Genomic DNA, 22,706 nt, shown 5'->3' with positions numbered 1-22,706 from the left:
TGTCCGATCAACGCCGACGTCGAGATGCTCGGAGAACGGTGGTCGTTGCTCGTGCTTCGCGACGTCATCCTTCGCGACCGCCGCCACCTCCGGGCGCTACTCACCGGGTCGATCGAGGGCATCACCATGCCGAGGTCAGACGCCTTCCGAAGCGTCCAAGCCGCTGCGATAACGGTCGCGGGTCGCGGCGTCGATGAAGGCCGCGTCGAAGGAGTTGGCGGCGAGGGTCGTCAGAGCGGTGGCGTCGAGGCCGAGTTCGTCGTGGAGGGCGCGGTAGTTGTCGTCGGCGTACCCGCCCACGTAGGCCGGGTTGTCGGAGTTGATTGTCACCATGAGGTTCTCGCGGAGCATCGTCGGCAGGGGGTGATCCCGCAGCGAGGGGACGATGCCGAGCCGTACGTTGGACAGCGGGCAGACGGTCAAAGGGATGCGCTCGTCGCGTAGGCGGGCGACCAGGGCCGTATCCTCCACCGCGCGGATGCCGTGGTCGATTCGCTCGGCGCCGAGGAGGTCGAGGGCTTCCCGGATGTAGGCGGGCGGCCCCTCCTCTCCGGCGTGGACGGTACGGCGCAGCCCCTCGGCGGCGGCGATGTCGTACACCCGGCGGAACAGCGACGGCGAGTGGCCGACCTCGGCGGAGGCGAGGCCGATGCCGATGAAACGCTCGCGGTGCCGCCGCACGGCCGCGCGGAGCACCTGCTCGGCCTCCTCGGGCCCCCTGTCGCGCACGATGCACAGCAGCAGCGCCGCCGACACGCCAAGGCTTTGCTCGCCGACGGCGATCGCCGCCGTGAGCCCGTCGAAGACCGCCTCCATCGGAACGCCCCGGGCCAGATGCGACTGCAGGTCGAAGAAGATCTCGGCCCGGCGCACCCCGTTGTCCCTGGCGCGGCGCAGGTAGGCGAGGGCCAGGTCGTAGAAGTCGCGCTCGGTGCGGAGCACGGCCATGTTCTCGTTGAGGATGTCGAGGAAACTCTGCAGGCCGCTGAACCGGTAGCGGGCACGCAGCCCTTCGACGTCGGGCACGGGCAGCGCGATCCCGTTCCTCTGGGCGAGTTCGACCACGAGTTCCGGTTCGAGCGTGCCCTCGATGTGCACGTGAAGTTCCGCTTTGGGCGGCACGTCCCTTGCCCTCCCTTCTTCCACGCTCTCGCATGGCGATTATCTCTAGCACGCGGGGTACGGCGTCACGACGGCCCCGCCCGTCCGCCGGCGCGCCTTCTCGTCGACCGCCGCAGAGCGCCGCCGACCGTACCGTTCCAGACCGGTCCAGGCCGGGCAGCCGACCGGCCGGGATGGCGCAGCCCTCGAAGGCGGCCCGGTAGAGCAACGAAATCCCCCGGCCATTCCTAGAAAGGATGACCGGGGGATCTTCGCACGTGGCCGGTTTCGCGCGGGCGCGGCAGGACGGCCCCCTGGGTGAGTAGTCGGTCTACTGCCAGGGGGAGCGGGAGGCCCGCAGGCGGTCCAGGGCCTCGGCGAGGATGGCGGCGCCGTCCTTGTCGCTACGCCGTTCCTTCACATAGGCCAGGTGAGTCTTGTACGGCTCGTTGCGTGGCGGCGCGGGCGGATTCGCACGGTCCTGGCCGGCGGGAAGGCCGCAACGGGGGCAATCCCACAGCTCGGGGATGGCCGCGTCGCTGGCGAAACTCGGGCGCGTCTCGTGCAGGTTGGCGCACCAGAACGAGACCCGTACTCGTGGCGCCGCCTCGCCTCGCTCGGCCTCCCCCATTGGACCGGCACCGACACGGCTGCCACGGATCGCGTTGCCACTACCCACGGATGTACTCCTCGCTTGGTCGCCCCGCGGACACGGGGAGAAGAATCTTTGTCACGCGTTGTCCGGCCAAGCCCGGCCGGGCGGGGCCTCGCGGGCCGGGCCCGGCTGGACGCCGCCCCCTACGGCCGCAGAAGCAGGCCGAGAGCGATGATGCAGACGAACCAGACGGTCCCGGTGATGATGGTGAGCCGGTCAAGGTTGCGCTCCACCACGGAGGAACTCCCGAACGACGAGCTGAAGCCGCCGCCGAACATGTCGGAAAGACCCCCACCCTTGCCCTTGTGGAGCAAGACGAGCAAGACCATCAAGAGGCTCGACAGGATGAGGGCGATGGAGATTCCGAGTGTCACCGTTGACCTGTTCCCAATTCATGCGCCGAAGCGCGTCCGTCCGTCTGCGTCATCGTCGGCGTGACGATTCAAACCTGTTCTATGAGGGTACGACTTACTGTCAAGCCACACCCCCAAAACCGCCCAGCTAGAACCGTGTTTTCTAGTCGGCGGTCTCGCCCAAGCGACAGATCTTGACGAACTCCGCCGGATCGAGGCTCGCCCCGCCGACGAGAGCGCCGTCGACGTCGGGCTGAGCGATGATCCCGGCCATGTTGTCCGCCTTGACCGATCCTCCATAAAGGATACGTACTTTCTCCGCCACCTCGGCGTCGTAGAGCTCGGCGAGTCGTTCCCGGATCGCCCCGCAGACCTCCTGCGCGTCCTTGGGCGTGGCGACCTCGCCGGTGCCGATGGCCCACACCGGCTCGTACGCGACGACGAGCGTGGCGGCCTGCTCGGCGGTGACGCCCTTCAGCGCCCCGTCGACCTGGGCGAGCGTGTACGCGACGTGGTTGCCCTCGCGGCGGACCGGCAGGCCCTCGCCCACGCACAGGATCGGCGTCAGCGAGTGCCGGAACGCGGCCTGGATCTTGCCGTTGACCAGCGCGTCGTCCTCGGCGTGGTACTGGCGCCGCTCGGAGTGGCCGGCGAGCACGTAGGTGCAGCCGAGCTTGGCGAGCATGGCGCCGGAGATCTCCCCGGTGTACGCGCCCGAGTCCTTCGTCGACAGGTCCTGCGCGCCGTACACGATGCGCAGCTTGTCGGCGACGACCAGGGTCTGCACGCCGCGCAGGTCGGTGAACGGCGGCAGCACCGCGACCTCGACCTTGTCGTGGTCCTTGTCGGTGAGCGCGAACGCCAGTTTCTGCACGTGCGCGATCGCCTCAAGGTGGTTGAGGTTCATCTTCCAGTTGCCCGCGACGAGCGGTTTGCGGGCGGGAGCGCTCACCGGTCAGTCCTCCAACGCCGAGAGTCCGGGCAGGGTCTTGCCCTCGAGGTATTCCAGGCTCGCCCCGCCGCCGGTGGAGATGTGCGAGAAGCCGTCCTCGGGCAGCCCGAGCCGACGCACCGCCGCCGCGGAGTCGCCGCCGCCGACCACGGTGAACGCCTTGGACGCGACGAGCGCCTCGGCGACCGCGCGGGTGCCGCCGGCGAACGCGTCGAACTCGAACACGCCCATCGGGCCGTTCCAGAAGACGGTGGCGGCGTCGGCCAGCTTCGCGGCGAACAGCTCGCGGGTCTTCGGGCCGATGTCGAGGCCCTCCCGGTCGGCCGGGATCGCGGTCGCCTCGACCACCTCGTGCGGCGCGTCCGCGGCGAAGTGGGTGGCGGCGACCACGTCCACCGGCAGCACCAGCTCGACGTCGCGCCGGGCGGCCTCGTCGAGGAACCCGCGCACCTGGTCGATCTGGTCGGCCTGCAGCAGGGACCTGCCCACCTCGTGGCCCTGCGCGGCGAGGAACGTGTAGGCCATGCCGCCGCCGATGAGCAGCCGGTCCACCTTGGTGAGCAGGTTCGCGATCACGCCGAGCTTGTCGGAGACCTTCGCGCCGCCCAGCACCACCACGTACGGCCGCGCGAGCTCGTCGGTGAGCCTGCGCAGCACCTCGACCTCGGCCGCGATCAGCGAGCCGGCGGCGTGCGGCAGCCGCTTCGGCACGTCGTAGACGCTGGCGTGCTTGCGGTGCACGGCGCCGAAGCCGTCGCCGACGTACAGCTCGGCGAGGGCGGCGAGCTTGTCGGCGAACGCGCCGCGCTCGGCGTCGTCCTTGCTGGTCTCGCCCGGCTCGAAGCGCAGGTTCTCCAGCAGGGCGACCTCGCCGTCGCCGAGGGACTCGGCCGTGGCGCGGGCCGAGTCGCCGACGACGTCGGAGGCGAACCGCACCTCGGCGCCGAGCAGCTCGCCCAGCCGCTTGGCGACCGGGGCGAGCGAGAACTCGGGCGCGACCTTGCCCTTGGGACGCCCCAGGTGGGCGCAGACGACGACGCGGGCGCCGCGCTCGGCCAGCGCCCGGATCGTCGGCAGCGACGCCGTGATGCGCCGGTCGTCGGTGATCGTCTCACCGTCGAGCGGCACGTTGAGGTCGGCGCGCAGCAGGACGCGCCGGCCCTTGACGTCGAGCGAGTCGATGGTCTTCATCAGAGGCTGGAACCCACCTTCACGACAAGGTCGGCCAGGCGGTTGGAGTAGCCCCACTCGTTGTCGTACCAGCCGACGACCTTGACCTGGTTGCCGATCACCTTGGTGAGGCCGGAGTCGTAGATGCACGAGGCCGGGTCGGTGACGATGTCGGCGGAGACGATCGGGTCGTCGGCGTAGGTGAGGATGCCGGCGAGCGGGCCCTCGGCGGCGGCCTTGTAGGCGGCGTCGACCTCCTCGACGGTGACCTCGCGGCTGACCGTGACGGTCAGGTCGGTGGCCGAGCCGGTCGGGATCGGCACGCGCAGCGCGTACCCGTCGAGCTTGCCCTTCAGCTCGGGCAGCACCAGGCCGATCGCCTTGGCCGCGCCGGTGGAGGTCGGCACGATGTTCAGCGCGGCGGCGCGGGCGCGGCGCAGGTCCTTGTGCGGGCCGTCCTGCAGGTTCTGGTCCTGCGTGTAGGCGTGGATCGTGGTCATCAGGCCCTTCTCGATCCCGAAGGAGTCGTTGAGGACCTTGGCCAGCGGCGCCAGGCAGTTGGTGGTGCAGGACGCGTTGGAGATGATCGTGTGCTTGGCCGGGTCGTAGATGTCGTCGTTGACGCCCATGACGAGCGTGACGTCCTCGTTCTTGGCCGGCGCGGAGATGATCACCTTCTTGGCGCCGTTCTCGGCGTGCACCTTCGCCTTGGCCGCGTCGGTGAACAGGCCGGTGGACTCGATCACGACGTCCACGCCCAGCTCGCCCCAGGGCAGCTTGCCCGGGTCCCGCTCGGCGAACACCTTGATGGACTTGCCGTCCACGGTGATCTCGTCGGCGGTGGCCTTCACCTCGTACGGCAGGCGGCCCAGGATGCTGTCGTACTTGAGCAGGTGGGCCAGGGTCGCGTTGTCGGTCAGGTCGTTGACCGCGACGACCTCGATGTCCTTGCCGCTCGCCGCTACGGCACGCCAGAAGTTGCGGCCGATGCGGCCAAAGCCGTTGACGCCTACGCGGATGCTCACGGCACGATCTCCTCATGCGTAAGTGGACCGGTTGGGTCCGGAGATTCCTTGATTGCTTCTCAGTTACGAACCCTATCCGGTCCCTATTGGTGTAGACCACCGACCCCCCGAAGGCTCCCCGGAGTCCTCCGGAAGGTCCCGGAGGACCGCGGGAACAGGGCTTACTGCGCCAGCATGTCGGCGGTGAGACTCGCCTCGGTGCTGGCGATTCCGAGGTCCGCGGCGCGCTTGTCCGCCATGGCGAGCAGACGCCGGATCCGGCCCGCGATCGCGTCCTTGGTGAGCGGCGGGTCGGCGATCTGACCCAGTTCCTCCAGGGACGCCTGCTTGTGCTCCACGCGCAGTCTTCCGGCGATCACCAGGTGCTCGGGCGCGTCGTCGCCGAGGATCTCCAGGGCGCGCTGCACCCGCGCCCCCGCGGCGACCGCGGCGCGGGCCGAGCGGCGCAGGTTGGCGTCGTCGAAGTTGGCCAGGCGGTTGGCGGTGGCGCGGACCTCGCGGCGCATCCGCCGCTCCTCCCAGGCGAGCACGCTGTCGTGCGCGCCCAGGCGGGTGAGCAGCGCGCCGATGGCGTCGCCGTCGCGGACCACCACCCGGTCGACGCCGCGCACCTCGCGCGCCTTGGCGTGGATCTTCAACCGGCGCGCCGACCCGACCAGGGCCAGGGCGGCCTCCGGGCCGGGGCAGGTGACCTCCAGGGACATCGACCGGCCCGGCTCGGTGAGCGAGCCGTGCGCCAGGAACGCGCCGCGCCAGGCGGCCTCGGCGTCGCAGGTCGCGCCGGAGACGACCTGGCGGGGCAGGCCGCGCACGGGCCTGCCGTGGTTGTCGATCAGGCCCGTCTGCCGGGCCAGCGCCTCGCCGTCGCGGTGCACGCGCACCACGTACCGGGCGCCCTTGCGCAGCCCGGCCGGCTGGAGCACCAGCACCTCGGCGCGGTGCCCGAACACCTCGCCGATGTCCTTGATCAGGCGCCGGGCCGTGGCGTTGGTGTCCAGCTCGGCCTCGATCACGATGCGCCCGCCCACCAGGTGCAGCCCGCTGGCGAACCTCAGCAACGTCGACACCTCAGCCTTACGGCAGCACGGCTTGAGCACCGGCAGGCGGCTCAGCTCGTCCTTCACCACGCCCGTCATGGCCATCTCGCTCTTCGACCTCCCCCAATAGGCCCCAATGGGCTCTGTTCAGTGTCTCGCACGCCGCCGCCGCGCTGACCAGGTTCAACGGTTCTCATGGAAAATCTCGGCCAGCACCGGGGCAAGACGTCGTGCGTCGTGCCTCGGGGCCCCGCCCGCGTCGGCGACGTCGGCCAGGATCAGCCGTCCGCCGAGGGCCGCCGCGGCCTTCTCCAGCAGCGCCTGCTCCTCCACCACCGACCGGTCGGCGAGCACCACGTCCACGCGCAGGTCGGGGGCGTGCTGCTGAAGCACCTCCAGGTGCTTTTGCGGGGAGAAGCCGTCGGTCTCGCCCGGCTGCGGGGCGAGGTTGAGATTGACCAGCCGCCGGGCCGGGGTGGTGTGCAGGGCCTCGGCGAGCTCGGGCACCATCAGGTGCGGCAGCACGCTGGTGAACCACGATCCGGGGCCGAACACCACCCAGTCCGCCGCCTGTACGGCCCGCACCGCCTCCGGGCAGGCCGGGGGGTCGGCCGGGACCAGCGAGATCGCCTGGACGCGGCCGGGGGTGAGCGCGCAGGCGACCTGGCCGCGCACGGTCGTGATCTCGCCGCCGAGCTCGACCACGGCCTCGATGTCCAGCGGCACCGACGCCATCGGCAGCACCCGGCCGTGCGCGCCGAGCAGGCGGCCCACCCAGTCGAGCCCGGCGACCGGGTCGCCGAGCAGCTCCCACAGCGCGACGATGAGCAGGTTGCCCACCGCGTGCCCGTGCAGCTCGCCTTCGCTGCGGAACCGGTGCTGCACCACCTTGCTCCAGGTCTGCCCCCATTCGTCGTCGCCGCAGAGCGCGGCGAGCGCCATGCGCAGGTCGCCCGGCGGGAGCACCCCGAGCTCGCGGCGCAGCCTGCCGCTGGAGCCGCCGTCGTCGGCGACGGTCACCACGGCCGTCAGGTCCGACGTCACCCGGCGCAGCGCCGACAGGGCGGCGAACAGGCCGTGCCCGCCGCCCAGCACGACGACGCGGGGACCGTCGCCCCGGTCCCGTACGCCGCCGGACGTGCCCGCCGCCGATTCGCGCGATCGCGGATCCCGCGGCGTGAACCCGTCCGCGTGGGCCGTGTCCGTTTCGGGTTCCGTTTCGGGGCCTGTTTCGGGGCCTGTTTCGGGGGCCGTTTCGGGCCCGCCGTCCTGAGGCCCGGCCGTGCCGCTCGGTGGGTCGTTCGGTAAGTCGCACGGTTTCGAGCCGTCCGCTCGCGGACCGTCCGCCGTGGACCCGCCCGTGTCCGACGCGGGTCTCTCGGACCCGTGCGGCACCGGCCCGTCCGCTCGCGACCGGCTCACCGTTGACCCGCTCGCACCGGCTCCGCCGCCTTCTTCAGGCCCGTCCACCGCAGGCTTGCTCACGACCTCGGCACCTCTCTCGCCCGGGCCGCCGCCGACGCCGTCCCGCGCGCCATCGCCGGCCCTCGCCCACGCCCCCAGACCGATCGCCCCGTCGCGACCGGCCCCGCCTTTCGGCATGCTCACACTCCTGGCATCGCCCCGGCCCGGGGCCGGAACCGGGGCTACTCGCGGCCCACGTCCCGGTGGCTCACCTGCACCTCCATCCCGCGGTCGCGCAGCCGGGCGGCGAGTTGCTCGGCCATCGCGACGCTGCGGTGCTTGCCGCCGGTGCAGCCGACGGCGAGCATGGCGTAGCTCTTGCCCTCGCGCACGTATCCGGCGGCCACCACGCCGAGCACCTCCTCGTACGCGTCGAGGAACTCCTTGGCGCCCGGCTGGCCGAGCACGTAGTCGCGGACCGGCGCGTCCAGGCCGGTCATCGGGCGCAGCTCGGGCACCCAGTGCGGATTGGGCAGGAAGCGGCAGTCCACCATCAGGTCGGCGTCGACCGGCAGGCCGTACTTGAAGCCGAAGGAGACGACGTTGACCCGCAGCCCGGGACGGCTCTCGCCGCCGAAGAACGAGACGATCTTGGCGCGCAGCTCGTGCACGTTGAGCGAGGAGGTGTCGATGACCAGGTCGGCGTTGGCGCGGACCTCGCGCAGGATGCCGCGCTCCCTGGCGATGCCGTCCACCAGGCGGCCCTCCCCCTGCAGCGGGTGCGGTCGGCGCACGGCCTCGAAGCGGCGCACCAGTTCGTCGTCGCTGGCCTCCAGGAACACCACCTGCACGTCCACGCCGCGCTGCTGCAGCTCGCCGATGGCGGTGTGCAGGTCGGTGGTGAAGGCGAGGCTGCGCACGTCGACGACGGCCGCGACCCGGTCGGCGGCGAGGTCGACCCGGCCGGCCTCCTCGGCCATGGCGAACAGCAGCCCCGGCGGCAGGTTGTCGATCACGAACCAGCCGAGGTCCTCCAGCGCCTTGGCCGCGGTGCTGCGCCCGGCGCCGGACATGCCGGTGACCACGACCAGCGAGTGGCCGGCGCCCTGGTGCGCGCCGCTCTCCGCCCCCTGCTCCGCGGGCGGGCCGGTGTCCCTGGCGTCGGCTTGGTTGCCCGGTTCCTCGCGGCCCGTCTCTTCCCTGCCTTGCCTCGGCGAAGTCACGTGTCGTCCCCCTTCGTGCTCTTTCCGAGCGCCGCCACGATGGCCTCGGCCACTGCCGGTCCGATCCCGGGCACCTCGCGGATCTGCTCGGCGGTGGCGGCCTTGAGCCGCTTGACCGAGCCGAAATGCTGCAGAAGCGCCCGCTTGCGCGCGGGTCCGAGGCCGGCGACCCCGTCCAGCGCGCTCTCGGTCATACTTTTCGACCGCTTGGCCCGATGGTAGGTGATGGCGAAGCGGTGGGCCTCGTCGCGTACCCGTTGCAGCAGGTAAAGGCCCTCGCTCGAGCGGGGGAGGATCACCGGCTGGTCGTCGCCGGGCAGCCAGACCTCCTCCAGCCGCTTGGCGAGGCCGCACACCGAGACGTCGTCCACGCCGAGCTCGTCGAGGGCGCGCTGGGCGGCGGCGGCCTGGGCGGGCCCGCCGTCCACGACGACCAGGTTGGGCGCGTAGGCGAACTTGCGCGGTTTGCCGGTCTCGGGGTCGATGGGCTCGCCGACGGGGGCGTTCAGCGGGTTGCCGTCCAGTTCCCCGGTGGCCGAGCGTTCCTCCAGGTAGCGGCGGAAGCGCCGGGTGATCACCTCGTAGATGGAGGCGACGTCGCCCTGCCCCGCCAGGCCGCGGATCGCGAAGCGGCGGTACTCGGACTTGCGGGCCAGGCCGTCCTCGAAGACGACCATCGAGGCGACCACGTCGTCGCCCTGGATGTGGGAGACGTCGTAGCACTCGATGCGCAGCGGCGCCTGGTCGAGGTCGAGGGCCTCGGCGATCTCCTCCAGGGCGCGGCTGCGCGCGGTGAGGTCGCTCGCGCGGCGCAGCTTGTGCTGGGTGAGCGCCTCCTTGGCGTTGCGCTCGACGGTCTCCAGCAGGGTCTTCTTGTCGCCGCGCCGGGGCACGCGGATCTCGACCCTGCTCCCGCGCCGCTCGGTGAGCAGCTCGGCCAGCGCCTCGGCGTCGGGCGGCTCGGCGGGCACGAGCACCTCGCGGGGCACGGCGTCGGCGGCGGCCTCGCCGTACATCTGCAGCAGGAAGCGCGCCACGAGCTCGCCGGTGCCGGCCTCCTCGACCTTCTCCACCACCCAGCCGCGCTGGCCCCGGATGCGGCCGCCGCGCACGTAGAAGACCTGCGCGGCGGCTTCGAGCGCGTCCTCGGCGAGGGCGATGACGTCGCAGTCGGTGGCGTCGCCGAGCACGACGGCCTGTTTCTCCAGCGCGCGCTGCAGCGCCTGGATGTCGTCGCGGAGCCGGGCGGCGCGCTCGTACTCCTCCACCGCGGCGGCCTCGCGCATCTCGCGCTCCAGCCGTTTGATGAAGCGGGCGGTGGCGCCGGACATGAAGTCGCAGAAGTCCTCGGCGATCGCGCGGTGCTCGTCGGGGGTGACCCGGTTCACGCAGGGGGCCGAGCACTTGCCGATGTCGCCGAGCAGGCAGGGCCGCCCGATGCGGGCGGCGCGCCGGAACACCCCGGCCGAGCAGGTGCGCACCGGGAAGACGCGCAGCAGCAGGTCCACGGTCTCGCGGATCGCCCAGGCGTGCGAGTACGGGCCGAAGTAGCGGGTGCCCTTCTGCTTGGCGCCGCGCAGCACCTGCACCCGGGGGAACTCCTCGCCCATGGTGACGGCGAGGTAGGGGTAGGACTTGTCGTCGCGGTACTTGACGTTGAAGCGGGGGTCGAACTCCTTGATCCAGGAGTACTCCAGCTGCAGCGCCTCGACCTCGGTGTTGACGACCGTCCAGTCGACGGCCGTGGCGGTGGTGAGCATGGTCTGGGTACGCGGGTGCAGCCCGGCGAAGTCGGCGAAGTAGGAGTTGAGCCGCTGGCGCAGGCTCTTGGCCTTGCCGACGTAGATGACCCGGCCGTGCTCGTCGCGGAAGCGGTAGACGCCGGGTGACTCGGGGATCGAGCCGGGGGCGGGCCGGTACGACGCCGGGCCCTTTGTAGTGCCGGATGCCCTGGAAACTCCCGCGTTCGCCACGTGACCAAGCCTACCGGCCGGTCGCCCGGCGAGCAGCAAGATCATCCTGCGCGGGGTGGCGGGTCCGGTCAAGGCCGGATGGTCAGGGCCGGGTGGTCAGGGCCCCGCCACGAGGGGCTCCTGCTCCCCTCCTCGTCGTTCCTGGCCGCGCGGCGGAAGGGCGCCGCCGTCGCGCCGGGGCAGCGGCATGCGGACCTGGATGTCCAGTTCGCCGTCCTCGGTGCCCACGACCACGGTGTCGCCGGGGCCGATCTGCCCGGCCAGCAGCAGCCCGGCGATCCGGTCCTCCAGTTCCCGCCGTACGACGCGGCGCAGCGGCCTGGCCCCGTGCTCGGGCGTGTGGCCGCGGTCGGCGAGCCATTCCGCGACGGAGTCGGACGTCTCCAGCATGATGTTCTGCGCGCGCAGGCGGCGACGGGTGCGCTCAAGCAGCAGCGCGGTGATCCGCAGGACCTGGTCGCGCTCCAGGCGGCGGAAGATCACGATGTCGTCGATGACGTCCATCCGGTCGACCAGGTCGGGCCGGAGCGTACGGCGGAGCAGGTCGGTGAGCGGCCGGCGCAGCTCGGCGACGTCGCCCGCGTGGTCGCCGATCATGCGGGCGCCGACGGCGGTGGTCATGATGACGATCGTGTGGGTGAAGTCCACGCCGAGGCGTCCGTGGCGCAGGATGTCGAGCAGCACGCCGAGCACGTCGGGGTGGGCCTTCTCGATCTCGTCGAGGAGCAGCACCGCGTGGGGGCGGCGCCGTACGGCGTCGATGAGGCGGCCGGTGTCGTCGCCCGCCGGAGCGCCGTACCGCGTACCGAAAAGCCGGGCGACGCTGGATTTTTCCTGATATTCGCCCATGTCGACGTGGATTAGGTGGTCCTCCCCTCCGAACAGTCCCACGGCGAGCGCCCGCGCCAGCTCGGCCTTGCCCACCCCCGCGGGCCCGAGGAACAGGAACGCGCCGATCGGCCGATCCGGGTCGCCCAGGCCCGCGCGGGCCCGCCGCAGCGACTCGGCGACCGCCCGGACCGCCTCGTCCTGACCGATCACGCGCTCGTGCAGGCACTCCTCCATGCGCAGCAGGCGCTCCCGCTCCCCCTCCACCAGTCGCGCGAGCGGGATACCGGTCTGGCGGGCGACGATCTGAGCCACGTCCCGCGCGGTCACCTGGGGCACCGGCCCGAGGCCGTGCCGGGCCTCCTGCAGTTCCGCCCACAGCCGGTCGATGCGCTGGCGCAGCTCCTGGGCGCGCTCGTAGTCCTCGCCGACCACGGCCTGGTCCCGCTCCCGGCGCAGCGCGTCGAGCAGGTCCTCCAGCCGGAGGATCTCGCCGGTGGGCGTGAGCGAGCGCAGGCGCACCCGCGCGCAGGCCTGGTCCATCAGGTCGATCGCCTTGTCCGGCAGGAACCGGTCGCAGATGTGGCGGTCGGCGAGCAGCGCGGCGGCGTCGAGCGCGTCCTCGGTGACGCGCACCTGGTGGTGGGCCTCATACCGGTCGCGCAGGCAGGACAGGATGTGGACGGTGTCCACGACGCTCGGCTCCCGGACGGCGATCGGCTGGAAGCGCCGCTCGGCGGCGGGATCCCCGGCGAGCAGGTCGCGGTGGCCGTCGACGGTGGCGGCGGCGATCAGGTTCAGGTCGACGCAGGTCAGGGCGTTCTTCAGCGGGCCGTCCGCGCCCGGCCCGAGCACCGTGTGCAGATCGTCGATGAAGATCACCAGACGGTCTCCGCACATCCGGATCTCGTCGATCATCTTCTTGACGCGTTCCTCGGCCTCGCCCCGGAAGGAGGTCTCGCCGAGCATGGCAGGCACGTCGAGGGCGACGATCCGGCCGCCGCGCAGCGGTTCGGGCACGCCGCCGTTGACGATGCGCTGCGCGATGCCCTCCACGATCGCCCGCTTGCCCACGCCGGGCTCGCCGACGAGCACCGGGTGATTCCTCCTGCGGCGCGAGAGCACCTCGATGACCTGCTCGATCTCGTCCTCGCGGCCCACCACCGGGTCGAGCCTGCCCTCCCTGGCCTCCTCGGTCAGGTCGCGGCCGTACTCGTCCAGCGTCGGCGTGCCGGTCTCCGGGCGGAAGGCCGGGCCGGGCTCCAGCCCGCCGGCGAGCACCGTCTCCCTCAGCCGGTCGGGACCGACGCCGGCGGCGGTCAGCACCCGGGCCGCCGCCGAGCCGGGGTTGGCGGCCAGGGCCAGCAGCAGGTGCTCCGGGCCGATGTAGGAGGCGCGCAGCGTGCGCGCGATGCGCTGGGCGTCCAGGAACACCCGTTTGGCGGCGGGGCTGAGCGTCGCCGGCGCCCTGCGCTCCCCGTCTCCGGCGGGCAGGGCCGCGGCGATGCGCTCGGCCAGCTCCTCGCGGTCGATTCCGGCCTCACGCAGGAACGCGCGGGTGGGCTCGCCCTCGATCGCGGCCACGAGTAGGTCCAGCACGTCCAGGTCGGGCGCGCCGCGCTCGGTGGCGAACTCGGCGGCGCGGTGCAGCATCTCCCGCGCCGCCTCGCTGAACAGACGTCCGATGTCCACCCGATGGACGCCGGGACGGCTCGGCGGCCAGATGTCCTGACCGCCGAGCAACCTGCCGGTCAGCAGGTCGAAATCGCGGAAGGGTTCCTCACCGAAAATCGACCCGTACGGCGCTGTCGCCACGACGTCCCCCCGTGCGTGTTGGCACCACACCCCTGAAAAGGGATTTGCCGGTACGGAGTCCCCACAAGACCAAACACCGCACGGGAATGGGCAAATATCAAGATAGTGTGATCTCGTCGCCGGTCACGGTGATCTGCTTCTCGGCCAGCGGCTTCGGCGCCGGCCCCTGCTGCACCGAGCCGTCGGCGGCGCTGAACCTGCTGCCGTGGCACGGGCAGACGATCGTGCCGTCGGCCACGCTCCCCACCGGGCAGCCCTGGTGGGTGCACATCGCGTCGAACGCCTTGAAGGTCCCCTCGGTGGGCTGGGTCACCACGACCTTCTGGTCCTTGAACACCTTGCCCCCGCCGACCGGAATGTCGGCGGTCTTCGCCAGCGCTCCGGAACCGCCCCCGGAGCCGCTGCCGCCGCCCGAACCGCTCCCACTACCCGAGCCGCCGCCCGCGCCACCGGCCTCCTGCGGGGCGCTCGCCGTCGTCTCCGACCCCCCGCCGCAGGCCGCGACCACCGCCGCCAGGCCGGTCATGCCGGCTCCGACTATCACCTTGCGCCGTGTCGCGCTCGTGCTCTCGCTCATGGCCCCAGTGAACCCTACGGCTGGGCTTCAGCTGCGCGACATTTCCTTAGAAAAGCTTAAGAATCCCGCTCGTCGCAGGTCAGAGCCTACGTGAGGGCCCATGTGAGGGCCCACCTGAGGGCCCACGTGAGGGGGCCGTGGCGAGCCCTTCGCCCGGTCCGGCGTGGTGCATGTCCGCCCAGGGCCGTTCACCCGTTCGCGCCGCTCCGCCGCCCGTACGATCACGCCGGGCGCCCCGGCGTCGCGAACTCGCGAGCGGGCCCCGGGCGTCCGTCAGGCGAAGGAGATCTTGCCGTTGGCCACGGTGATGTTCCGCTCCTTGAGCCCTTCGGCCGCGGGGCCTTGGACCACGGAGCCGTCCTTGACGTCGAACTTGCTGCCGTGGCAGGGGCAGTTGATGGTGCCGTTGGACACGGTGGTGACGGCGCATCCCTGATGCGGGCAGGTGACCGAGAACGCCTTGAACTGCCCGGCCGTGGGCTGGGTCACGACGACCTTCTGCGACTTGTAGATGCGCCCGCCGCCCTCGGGTATGGACGCCGTCTTGGCGAACGCACCCGAGCCCGCGTTGCCGCTCCCGCCGCCGGAACCTCCACCCGAGCCTCCACCGGAACCCCCGCCGGAACCGGAGTCGCCGACTCCGCCGACGAGTTCTTCGGCCGGTTTGGCCTCCGGTACGGCCTCGGGGGTTCCGATGCTGTATCCGCTGCAGGCGGCGAGCGCGGCGGCGAGCCCCGCACCCCCGGCCCCGACCACCATCGCCCGGCGCGTTGTCTCCGTCATGTTCGCCCTTCTCGTGGGACTGGCCTCAGCCGTTTCTCGTGCTGAGGTACGGAGCACCCGGCTCACGCGGTTCAGCATGGCGCGCCTCCCACCGGCGGAGTAGGGAGAATTACACGTTCGGCGGGTACGGCCGACGGCACGGCGGAGCCCCGGCGTCGCGGAACGACGCCGGGGAGACACCGGGGATGGGGGAACCCCGAGGCTCGGACCGGTCAGGAGCCGAGGATCTTGCGGAGGAAGCGGCCGGTGTGGCTGGCCTCGACCTCGGCGATCTCCTCGGGGGTGCCGGTCGCGATCACGGTCCCGCCGCGGGAGCCGCCCTCGGGACCCATGTCGATGATCCAGTCGGCGGTCTTGATCACGTCCAGGTTGTGCTCGATGACGATGACGGTGTTGCCGCCGTCGACGAGGCGGCCGAGCACGCCGAGGAGACGGCGGATGTCCTCGAAGTGCAGGCCGGTGGTGGGCTCGTCCAGGACGTAGACGGTACGGCCGGTGGAGCGGCGCTGCAGCTCGGAGGCGAGCTTGACGCGCTGGGCCTCGCCGCCCGACAGCGTGGTGGCGGGCTGCCCGAGCCGGACGTAGCCGAGGCCGACGTCGTTCAGCGTCTGCAGATGCCGCTTGATCGCCGGAATCGCGTCGAAGAACTCCAGGGCCTCCTCGATCGGCATGTCGAGGACCTCGGCGATCGTCTTGCCCTTGTAGTGGACCTCCAGCGTCTCCCGGTTGTAGCGGGCGCCGTGGCAGACCTCGCAGGGCACGTAGACGTCCGGCAGGAAGTTCATCTCGATCTTGATGGTGCCGTCGCCCGCGCACGCCTCGCAGCGCCCGCCCTTGACGTTGAAGCTGAACCGCCCCGGCTGGTAGCCGCGGATCTTCGCCTCGGTGGTCTGCGCGAACAGCTTGCGCACGTGGTCGAACACGCCGGTGTAGGTCGCCGGGTTGGAGCGCGGGGTGCGCCCGATGGGGCTCTGGTCGACGTGCACGACCTTGTCCACCAGGTCGGTGCCGGTCACCCGGGAGTGCCGCCCGGGCACCGTCTTGGCCCCGTTCAGCTCCTTGGCGAGGGCGTTGTAGAGGATGTCGTTGACCAGGGTGGACTTGCCCGACCCGGACACGCCGGTGATCGCGGTGAACACGCCGAGCGGGAACTCGACGTCCACGCCCTTGAGGTTGTGCTCGCGGGCGCCCTTCACCACGAGCTGCCGCTTCTTGTCCCGGGGGCGGCGGATGGCCGGGACCTCGATGCTGCGGCGGCCGGACAGGTACGCGCCGGTGATCGAGTGCTCGCTCGCCAGCAGCTCCTGAACGGTGCCGGAGACGACGACCTGGCCGCCGTGCTCGCCGGCGCCGGGGCCGATGTCCACCACCCAGTCGGCGGCGGCGATCGTGTCCTCGTCGTGCTCGACGACGATCAGCGTGTTGCCCATGTCGCGCAGCCGCAGCAGGGTCTCCAGCAGCCGCTGGTTGTCCCGCTGGTGCAGGCCGATGGACGGCTCGTCCAGCACGTACAGCACGCCGACCAGGCCGGAGCCGATCTGGGTGGCCAGCCGGATGCGCTGCGCCTCGCCGCCGGCGAGCGTCCCGGCCGCGCGGTCCATGGTCAGGTAGTCGAGGCCGACGTCGAGCAGGAAGCCGAGCCGGGCGTTGATCTCCTTGACCACGCGCTCGGCGATCTGCCGGTCGCGGTCGGACAGCGACAGCTCCGCCAGGAACCTGGCGCAGTCGCCGATCGACATCGACGACACCTCGGCGATCGACTTGCCCGCCACGGTGACGGCCAGCGACACCGGCTTGAGCCGCGCGCCCCGGCAGGACGGGCAGGGGATCTCCCGCATGAAGCCCTCGAAGCGCTCCCGGCCGGCGTCGCTCTCGGCCTCGGCGTGCCGCCGCTGCACCCAGGGCACCACGCCCTCGAAGTCGGTGTAGTACGAGCGCTGCCTGCCGTACCGGTTGTGGTAGCGGACGTGCACCTGCTCGTCGTGGCCGTACAGCAGGGCCTTGCGCTGCTGCTTGGTGAGGCGCTCCCACGGGGTGTCGAGGTCGAAGCCGAGCGCGTGGCCGAGGGCCTCGATCAGGCGGGTGAAGTAGTCGCTGGTGTGGCCGTTGGACCAGGGCGAGATCGCGCCGTCGCCCAGGGTGCGCTCGGGGTCGGGCACGACCAGCTCGGGGTCGACCTCCATGCGGGTGCCGAGGCCGGTGCAGTCCGGGCAGGCGCCGTACGGCGAGTTGAAGGAGAACGAGCGCGGCTCCAGCTCCTCGAACGACAGGTCGTCGTAGGGGCAGTACAGGTGCTCGGAGTAGAAGCGCTCGCGGCCCGGGTCGCCCTCGGGGAGGTCGACGAACTCCAGGGTGATCGTGCCGCCGGACAGGTGCAGCGCGGTCTCCACCGAGTCGGTGAGCCGGCGGCGCGCGGACTCCTTCACCGCCAGCCGGTCGACGATCACCTCGATGTCGTGCTTCTCGTACTTCTTCAGCGTCGGCGGCTCCTCCAGACGGACCATGGCGCCGTCGACGCGGGCCCGCGCGAAGCCCTTGGTCTGCAGCTCGCGGAAGAGCTCGGCGTACTCGCCCTTGCGGCCGCGGATGACCGGGGCGAGCACCTGGAAGCGGGTGCCCTCCTCCAGCTCAAGCACGCGGTCGACGATCTGCTGCGGGGTCTGCCGCGCGATCGGGCGGCGGCACTTCGGGCAGTGCGGCTTGCCGATGCGCGCCCACAGCAGGCGGAGGTAGTCGTACACCTCGGTGATGGTGCCGACGGTGGAGCGCGGGTTGCGGCTGGTCGACTTCTGGTCGATGGAGACCGCCGGGGACAGGCCCTCGATGAAGTCGACGTCGGGTTTGTCCATCTGGCCGAGGAACTGCCGGGCATAGGCCGACAAGGACTCGACGTACCGCCGCTGGCCCTCGGCGAAGATGGTGTCGAAGGCCAGGCTGGACTTGCCCGAGCCGGACAGGCCGGTGAATACGATCAGAGCGTCTCGCGGCAGGTCCAGCGAGACGTCCTTGAGGTTGTGTTCACGTGCGCCACGCACGATAAGGCGGTCAGCCACGGTCGTCCCGTTATCGAAGTCGGATCCGGTGAGGTCTGTAGAGGCGGTTGTGTAGGCAATAGGCGTTGCCCGCGCATGGTAGCCAGAGGGTCTGACATTTTTCGGGGGGTGACCGGGCGGAGGCCGAGCCCGGCCGGCGCCCGAACCCGGGCCCCGTCCACCTAGGGTATGCGCTCCGGCCCCTGTTCAGGGTCGCTTACGCCAATCCCGAGCGAACACGCGTACGAAATCGCGGCTTCTGTCCGCGTCTCCGGACATGATGGGTCCCGACTGTGACCCCCATGATGGCCTCCAGGATGGCGTCCATGATGGCCCTCCGGGATGGCCCTCCATGATGGACTGTGGAACGTGGAAGGGAGAGACCAGTGAGCTATACCGGGAACGTCACCCAGGGCGGGCCGCCGGATGTGCGTGAACTCACGGACGTGACGATCACGAAGATCGAGGTGGGGGACTTCGGCAACAACGCCTACCTGCTGCGGTGCCGCGAGACCGGCGACGGGCTGCTCATCGACGCCGCCGCCGAGGCGGACCGGCTGATCGAGCTGATCGGGGACACGCCGATCAGCAAGATCGTCACCACCCATCGGCATCAGGATCACTGGATGGCGCTGGAGGAGGTCGCGAAGGCCACCGGCGCCCAGACCATCGCCCACCCGCTCGACGCGCCGCACCTGCCGGTTCCGGTCACCCAAACGGTCGAGCACGGGGACCGCATCGCGCTGGGCGTGGTCAGCCTTGAGGTCATCCACCTGCGCGGGCACACTCCGGGCTCGATCACGCTGCTCTACGACGGGGGCGGGCCGAACAAGCACCTGTTCACCGGCGACTCGCTGTTCCCCGGCGGCGTCGGCAACACCCAGAAGGACCCGGCGCGGTTCGAGCAGCTCTACACCGACGTCGTGGAGCGCCTGTTCGACCGCTTCCCCGACGAGACCTGGGTCTACCCGGGGCACGGCAAGGACACCACGCTCGGCGCGGAACGTCCCGCGCTGCCCGAATGGAAGGCCCGCGGCTGGTGAAATCGGGCGGGGCTCCCGGGGCGTTTCCCGGGAGTCCCACGCCGTGCGGGTTCCGGCCTCTGTCCTGAGGGCACGTCCAGGTCAGGGGCGGGTGGGGTACGGCGTAGGCCGGTGTCCCGGCGCCTGCCGTGTGGAGGGACGCGGTGACGCGGCCCGTGGCTCAGGCATCGCGGCGAGGTGAGTCCGTGGCGAGGACGTGCCGGATGCGATCGGCGGCGGCGGACGGGTTGTCGGTGCTCTCGACCACGTCCCCCCAGGACCAGCGGTAGAACCAGCCATCGGAGAGGGCGACGCAGTCGATCGTCTCGCTGAACATCGCGGTGTCCGGGTCGATGATCCTCAGCGACGGCGGATCCGTGCGGAGAATCGCCTCAAGCCCTCTCGCCTCCAGCTCCCTGGCCAGCTTCCCCAGGAAGTAGGTCCGGGTGTGCTCGCGTGACGTAGCAGCCATGACACCCATTCTGGGGGCATCACCCGCCCGGGGGATCCAGCCGGGGCTCGTCCGTGCCGCGCGATTCCCCGTCGGCATGGCTTGGGGACACGCCGACGGGGAGCGAAGGTCTCAGCCGAGGCGCTCGGCCTCGCGGCGTTCCTTGCGCTGCTCGTGCTTGAACATCAGGACGCGCAGCGGGATCGCGGCGACCAGGGCGATCTGCATGCTGGCGCCCACCTTGATCAGCTCGTCGCCGCCGGGCAGCTCGGCCGCCCAGATGGTGAGGCACGCGACGTTGATCATGATCCAGGCGAACACGACCGCGGCCAGGTTGCCCTTGGGCTTGGGGTACTCGATGCGGCTGACCATGAGCCAGGCCACCACGAAGATGCCGGCGATCGCCAGGTACGAGGGCTCGAAGAGCAGCACGATCGACACCACGGTCATCGCGCCCATCGGGATGGGCAGGCCCATGAAGTCGCCGCTCTTGGTCTTGACGCAGGCGAACCGGGCGAGCCGTACGACTCCGGCGATGAGGACCGAGCCGGCCGCGAGCAGCACCAACGGCAAGGGGATGCGGTGGGAGAAACCGGCCCAGGCCACCACCATGAAGGCGGGGGCGAAGCCGAAGCTGATCACATCGGCGAGGTTGTCGAGTTCGGCGCCCATCGCCGAGGCCCGGAACCTGCGGGCGACGAGCCCGTCGAACAGGTCACAGGTGGCGCCGAGCAGCAGGAGCACCACGGCGGTGGCGAAGAACCGCTGGTCGGGGCGGAACGGCAGGTCGCTCTGCAGTTGGGTGACCGCCGACCAGGCGAGCACGCACACGCTCAGGAAGCCGCAGGCGGCGTTGCCCAGGGACAGCGAGTCGGCCGCCGACAGCCGGAAGGCCTTTCCGACCGGTCCTTGAGGTTCTTCGTCCAGGCCCTCGGCGGGCCAGCTTGCTTCAGCCGCGGTCAATGCGTGTCACCCCTGCCTTGGTCTTCTGCCCGACGGTCACGGCGGATGCGACGTTCTCGGGAAGGTAGACGTCCACCCGCGAGCCGAACCTGATCAGGCCGATCCGCTCGGCCTGCGCCACCTTGGCTCCGGCGGCGACGTACGGCACGATCCGGCGTGCGACCGCCCCCGCGATCTGCACAAGCTCGACGTCGCCGAGCGCGGTGTCGAAATGCCACACCACGCGCTCGTTCTTGTCGCTGTCCTTGTTGAAGGCGGGCACGAACCCGCCCGGCACATGCTCGACCGAGGTGACCGTGCCGGCCACGGGCGCCCGGTTGACGTGTACGTTCAACGGGCTCATGAAGATGGCCACGCGGGTGCGGCCGTCCGGCCAGGGGTCGACGCTTTGAACCACGCCGTCGGCGGGCGCCAGGACGCGACCGGTCCCGGGACGGCGGTCCGGGTCGCGGAAGAACCACAGCATCGCGCCGGTGAGGGCGGTCAGCGGGGCCGCCGCGATGGCCCATCGCGACGAGCGGCGGGTGAGCGCGGCGCTGACGGCCGCCGCGGCCGCGGTCGGGATGAGCCAAGGGGAGACACCACGCGCCAGACGCAGGCGGCGTGACGTCCCCCAACTATCTGCATCGTTGGACACTTGCAACCTTTGTAGTTAATTTTTACTGAAGGGTCGGTTTGAGCTCCAACGCTGGATGTTACCGATCCTCCACCCCTTTTACGGCACAACGAGACAAGCAAACAACCTCGTCGCCCAATTCGCTACCCCTGTGGAATCATCTCGCCGCCGGGCGGAGACCTCATCGCAGACCTTCCCTCAGACCTCCCCGCAGACCTCTTCGCCTGCCTGCGACGGCGTCCACGGGCGGCCTGACCCCTCGATCTGCCCGAGGGGTCAGATCTGACTGTCCGGAGGAGACGTGCACCTCACCCGCACGTAACCGCGACCGGCTCCACCCGTTCGGCCCGTACGGCCTCGGCCACCCGGGACGCGAAGACCGCACAGGCTCGTACGGATTCAGGGGCGTACCGCTTCAGGGTAGGCGGTCCTCAGCCCTGCGGAGACCGCTGAGGGGAATCCTGCGCGGGCTCCTGCGGGGGAGCCTGCGGGGGCACTTGCGGGGACACCTGGGGGGACACTGAGGGGGACACTGAGGGGGACGCTGAGGGGGACACTTGAGGGGGGTCCGTGGACGCCTCGGGCTCCAGAGCGGATTGCGTCGCAGCCTGAGCGGCGCCGCGCCGCTTGTCCACTCCCGCTTTGATGAGGCTGGCGATGGTCGTGATGACCATGGTCACGCCGATGACCGCCAGCGAGAGCCAGATGGGAATCTCCGGGGCCCAGTGCACGCCGTCTCCGTGCAGGGCCTCTAGGACCAGCTTCACGCCGATGAAGGCGAGGATGACGGCGAGGCCGTAGCTGATGTAGATCAGGCGCTGCATCAGGCCGCCCAGCAGGAAGTAGAGCTGCCGCAGGCCCATCAGCGCGAACGCGTTCGCCGTGAACACGATGAACGCCTCCTGCGTCAGTCCGAAGATGGCCGGGATCGAGTCCACCGCGAACAGCAGGTCGGTGGTGCCGATGGCGATCATCACGATGAGCATCGGGGTGACCATGCGCCTGCCGTCGATGCGCACGGTGATCTTGGAGCCGACGAAGGCCGGGGTGGTGGGGAACACGCGCCGCGCCCAGCGCAGCATGATGTTCTCCTTGAACTCCTCCTCGTCGTCGTGCCCGCGCAGCATGTTGATCGCGGTGTAGAGCAGGAACGCGCCGAAGATGTAGAACAGCCAGGAGAACCGCTGCAGCGCCGCGGCGCCGACCGCGATGAAGAGGCCCCGCATCACCAGCGCGAGCACGATCCCGACGAGCAGCACCTTGTGCTGGTATATCCGGGGTACGGCGAAGCGCGCCATGATGATGTAGAAGACGAACAGGTTGTCAACGCTCAGGCTGTACTCGGTGAGATATCCGGCGGCGAACTCTCCCGCCGCGTCGCCCCCATAGAAGACGGCCAACCCTATGCCGAACAGGAGCGCAAGAGCCACATAGAAACCGACCCAGAAGCCGGCCTGACGCATCGAGAACTCGCGTGGCTCACCTCGGTCGACGATCCACAGGTCGAAGGCGAGGACAACGAGAAGGCCGCCGATGACGGCGGCCCACAACCATACGGGAACATCCACGGGAACCTCCGGTACGCATGGCGAAACGACCGAAGGTCTCTCCCGCCCGCGTCGTCGCGGACCGACAGCCCCGGGTGCCTCATCCCAAAAGGCAACCGTGATGACGGAACTGCCGCGAAGGGATACTCCCCTCCAACCCGGCCAGTATAGATTCCGGG

The 22,706-nt window shown here is 70.7% G+C and carries 19 protein-coding genes; 1 reads left to right on the top strand and 18 read right to left on the bottom strand.

What is annotated here, in order from left to right:
• Positions 1 to 135: 135 nt before the first annotated feature.
• The 14 genes from AB0K60_RS17045 to uvrA all read right to left on the bottom strand — a co-directional run bounded on the left by AB0K60_RS17045 (position 136) and on the right by uvrA (position 17,949).
• Complete coding sequence (locus tag AB0K60_RS17045; RefSeq protein ID WP_364054980.1) at positions 136 to 1,122, bottom strand: adenosine deaminase; 987 nt, start codon at positions 1,120 to 1,122, stop codon at positions 136 to 138.
• Between the two features lie 310 nt (positions 1,123 to 1,432).
• Positions 1,433 to 1,780, bottom strand: a complete 348-nt coding sequence (locus AB0K60_RS17040) for an RNA polymerase-binding protein RbpA (protein ID WP_364054977.1) — start codon at positions 1,778 to 1,780, stop codon at positions 1,433 to 1,435.
• A gap of 119 nt (positions 1,781 to 1,899) precedes the next feature.
• The gene (gene secG / locus AB0K60_RS17035; protein ID WP_364054974.1) at positions 1,900 to 2,130 is read right to left on the bottom strand and encodes a preprotein translocase subunit SecG; all 231 of its coding nucleotides are present in this window, start codon (positions 2,128 to 2,130) and stop codon (positions 1,900 to 1,902) included.
• A gap of 142 nt (positions 2,131 to 2,272) precedes the next feature.
• Positions 2,273 to 3,061, bottom strand: a complete 789-nt coding sequence (tpiA, locus tag AB0K60_RS17030) for a triose-phosphate isomerase (RefSeq protein ID WP_364054971.1) — start codon at positions 3,059 to 3,061, stop codon at positions 2,273 to 2,275.
• A 3-nt stretch (positions 3,062 to 3,064) separates the two neighbouring features.
• Positions 3,065 to 4,252 carry a phosphoglycerate kinase gene (locus tag AB0K60_RS17025; protein WP_364054968.1) on the bottom strand — a complete coding sequence of 396 codons (1,188 nt, stop codon included), beginning with the start codon at positions 4,250 to 4,252 and terminating at the stop codon, positions 3,065 to 3,067.
• Positions 4,252 to 5,256 carry a type I glyceraldehyde-3-phosphate dehydrogenase gene (gap, locus tag AB0K60_RS17020; RefSeq protein WP_364054965.1) on the bottom strand — a complete coding sequence of 335 codons (1,005 nt, stop codon included), beginning with the start codon at positions 5,254 to 5,256 and terminating at the stop codon, positions 4,252 to 4,254. Before gap ends, AB0K60_RS17025 begins: the two co-directional genes overlap by 1 nt.
• A gap of 161 nt (positions 5,257 to 5,417) precedes the next feature.
• Positions 5,418 to 6,398, bottom strand: coding sequence for a DNA-binding protein WhiA (gene whiA / locus AB0K60_RS17015; RefSeq protein WP_364054962.1), 981 nt, complete (start codon positions 6,396 to 6,398; stop codon positions 5,418 to 5,420).
• Positions 6,399 to 6,476: 78 nt separating this feature from the next.
• Positions 6,477 to 7,388, bottom strand: coding sequence for a uridine diphosphate-N-acetylglucosamine-binding protein YvcK (gene yvcK, locus AB0K60_RS17010; protein ID WP_364054959.1), 912 nt, complete (start codon positions 7,386 to 7,388; stop codon positions 6,477 to 6,479).
• Between the two features lie 551 nt (positions 7,389 to 7,939).
• The gene (rapZ, locus tag AB0K60_RS17005) at positions 7,940 to 8,788 is read right to left on the bottom strand and encodes an RNase adapter RapZ (RefSeq protein ID WP_364055827.1); all 849 of its coding nucleotides are present in this window, start codon (positions 8,786 to 8,788) and stop codon (positions 7,940 to 7,942) included.
• A 128-nt stretch (positions 8,789 to 8,916) separates the two neighbouring features.
• Positions 8,917 to 10,893, bottom strand: a complete 1,977-nt coding sequence (gene uvrC, locus AB0K60_RS17000; protein ID WP_364054956.1) for an excinuclease ABC subunit UvrC — start codon at positions 10,891 to 10,893, stop codon at positions 8,917 to 8,919.
• A gap of 96 nt (positions 10,894 to 10,989) precedes the next feature.
• Complete coding sequence (locus AB0K60_RS16995; RefSeq protein WP_364054953.1) at positions 10,990 to 13,536, bottom strand: ATP-dependent Clp protease ATP-binding subunit; 2,547 nt, start codon at positions 13,534 to 13,536, stop codon at positions 10,990 to 10,992.
• 97 nt (positions 13,537 to 13,633) lie between these two features.
• Positions 13,634 to 14,113, bottom strand: coding sequence for a Rieske (2Fe-2S) protein (locus tag AB0K60_RS16990; protein ID WP_364054950.1), 480 nt, complete (start codon positions 14,111 to 14,113; stop codon positions 13,634 to 13,636).
• Between the two features lie 273 nt (positions 14,114 to 14,386).
• Positions 14,387 to 14,896: a Rieske (2Fe-2S) protein gene (locus AB0K60_RS16985; RefSeq protein WP_364054947.1), complete on the bottom strand. Its 510-nt coding sequence runs from the start codon at positions 14,894 to 14,896 to the stop codon at positions 14,387 to 14,389.
• 212 nt (positions 14,897 to 15,108) lie between these two features.
• Positions 15,109 to 17,949, bottom strand: coding sequence for an excinuclease ABC subunit UvrA (gene uvrA, locus AB0K60_RS16980; protein WP_364054944.1), 2,841 nt, complete (start codon positions 17,947 to 17,949; stop codon positions 15,109 to 15,111).
• A gap of 365 nt (positions 17,950 to 18,314) precedes the next feature.
• On the opposite strand from uvrA, the gene AB0K60_RS16975 reads away from it, so the two are divergent.
• Positions 18,315 to 18,971 (top strand): MBL fold metallo-hydrolase, encoded by a 657-nt coding sequence (locus tag AB0K60_RS16975; RefSeq protein ID WP_364054941.1) that lies wholly within the window; start codon positions 18,315 to 18,317, stop codon positions 18,969 to 18,971.
• Between the two features lie 160 nt (positions 18,972 to 19,131).
• On the opposite strand, the gene AB0K60_RS16970 is transcribed toward AB0K60_RS16975, so the two are convergent.
• From AB0K60_RS16970 to AB0K60_RS16955, 4 genes are all read right to left on the bottom strand, one after another.
• Complete coding sequence (locus tag AB0K60_RS16970; protein WP_364054938.1) at positions 19,132 to 19,422, bottom strand: hypothetical protein; 291 nt, start codon at positions 19,420 to 19,422, stop codon at positions 19,132 to 19,134.
• A 111-nt stretch (positions 19,423 to 19,533) separates the two neighbouring features.
• Positions 19,534 to 20,364 (bottom strand): CDP-diacylglycerol--serine O-phosphatidyltransferase, encoded by an 831-nt coding sequence (gene pssA, locus AB0K60_RS16965; protein WP_364054935.1) that lies wholly within the window; start codon positions 20,362 to 20,364, stop codon positions 19,534 to 19,536.
• Complete coding sequence (locus AB0K60_RS16960) at positions 20,351 to 21,001, bottom strand: phosphatidylserine decarboxylase (protein ID WP_364054932.1); 651 nt, start codon at positions 20,999 to 21,001, stop codon at positions 20,351 to 20,353. The genes pssA and AB0K60_RS16960 overlap by 14 nt, the downstream gene beginning before the upstream one ends.
• 410 nt (positions 21,002 to 21,411) lie before the next feature.
• Positions 21,412 to 22,548, bottom strand: coding sequence for a TerC family protein (locus AB0K60_RS16955; protein WP_364054929.1), 1,137 nt, complete (start codon positions 22,546 to 22,548; stop codon positions 21,412 to 21,414).
• Positions 22,549 to 22,706 lie beyond the last annotated feature (158 nt).

It is taken from the genome of Thermopolyspora sp. NPDC052614 (genome assembly GCF_040678635.1).
Classification (GTDB): domain Bacteria; phylum Actinomycetota; class Actinomycetes; order Streptosporangiales; family Streptosporangiaceae; genus Thermopolyspora.
The sequence above is the reverse complement of the archived record's forward strand: the minus strand, read 5'-3'. Positions and strand labels throughout refer to the sequence as shown.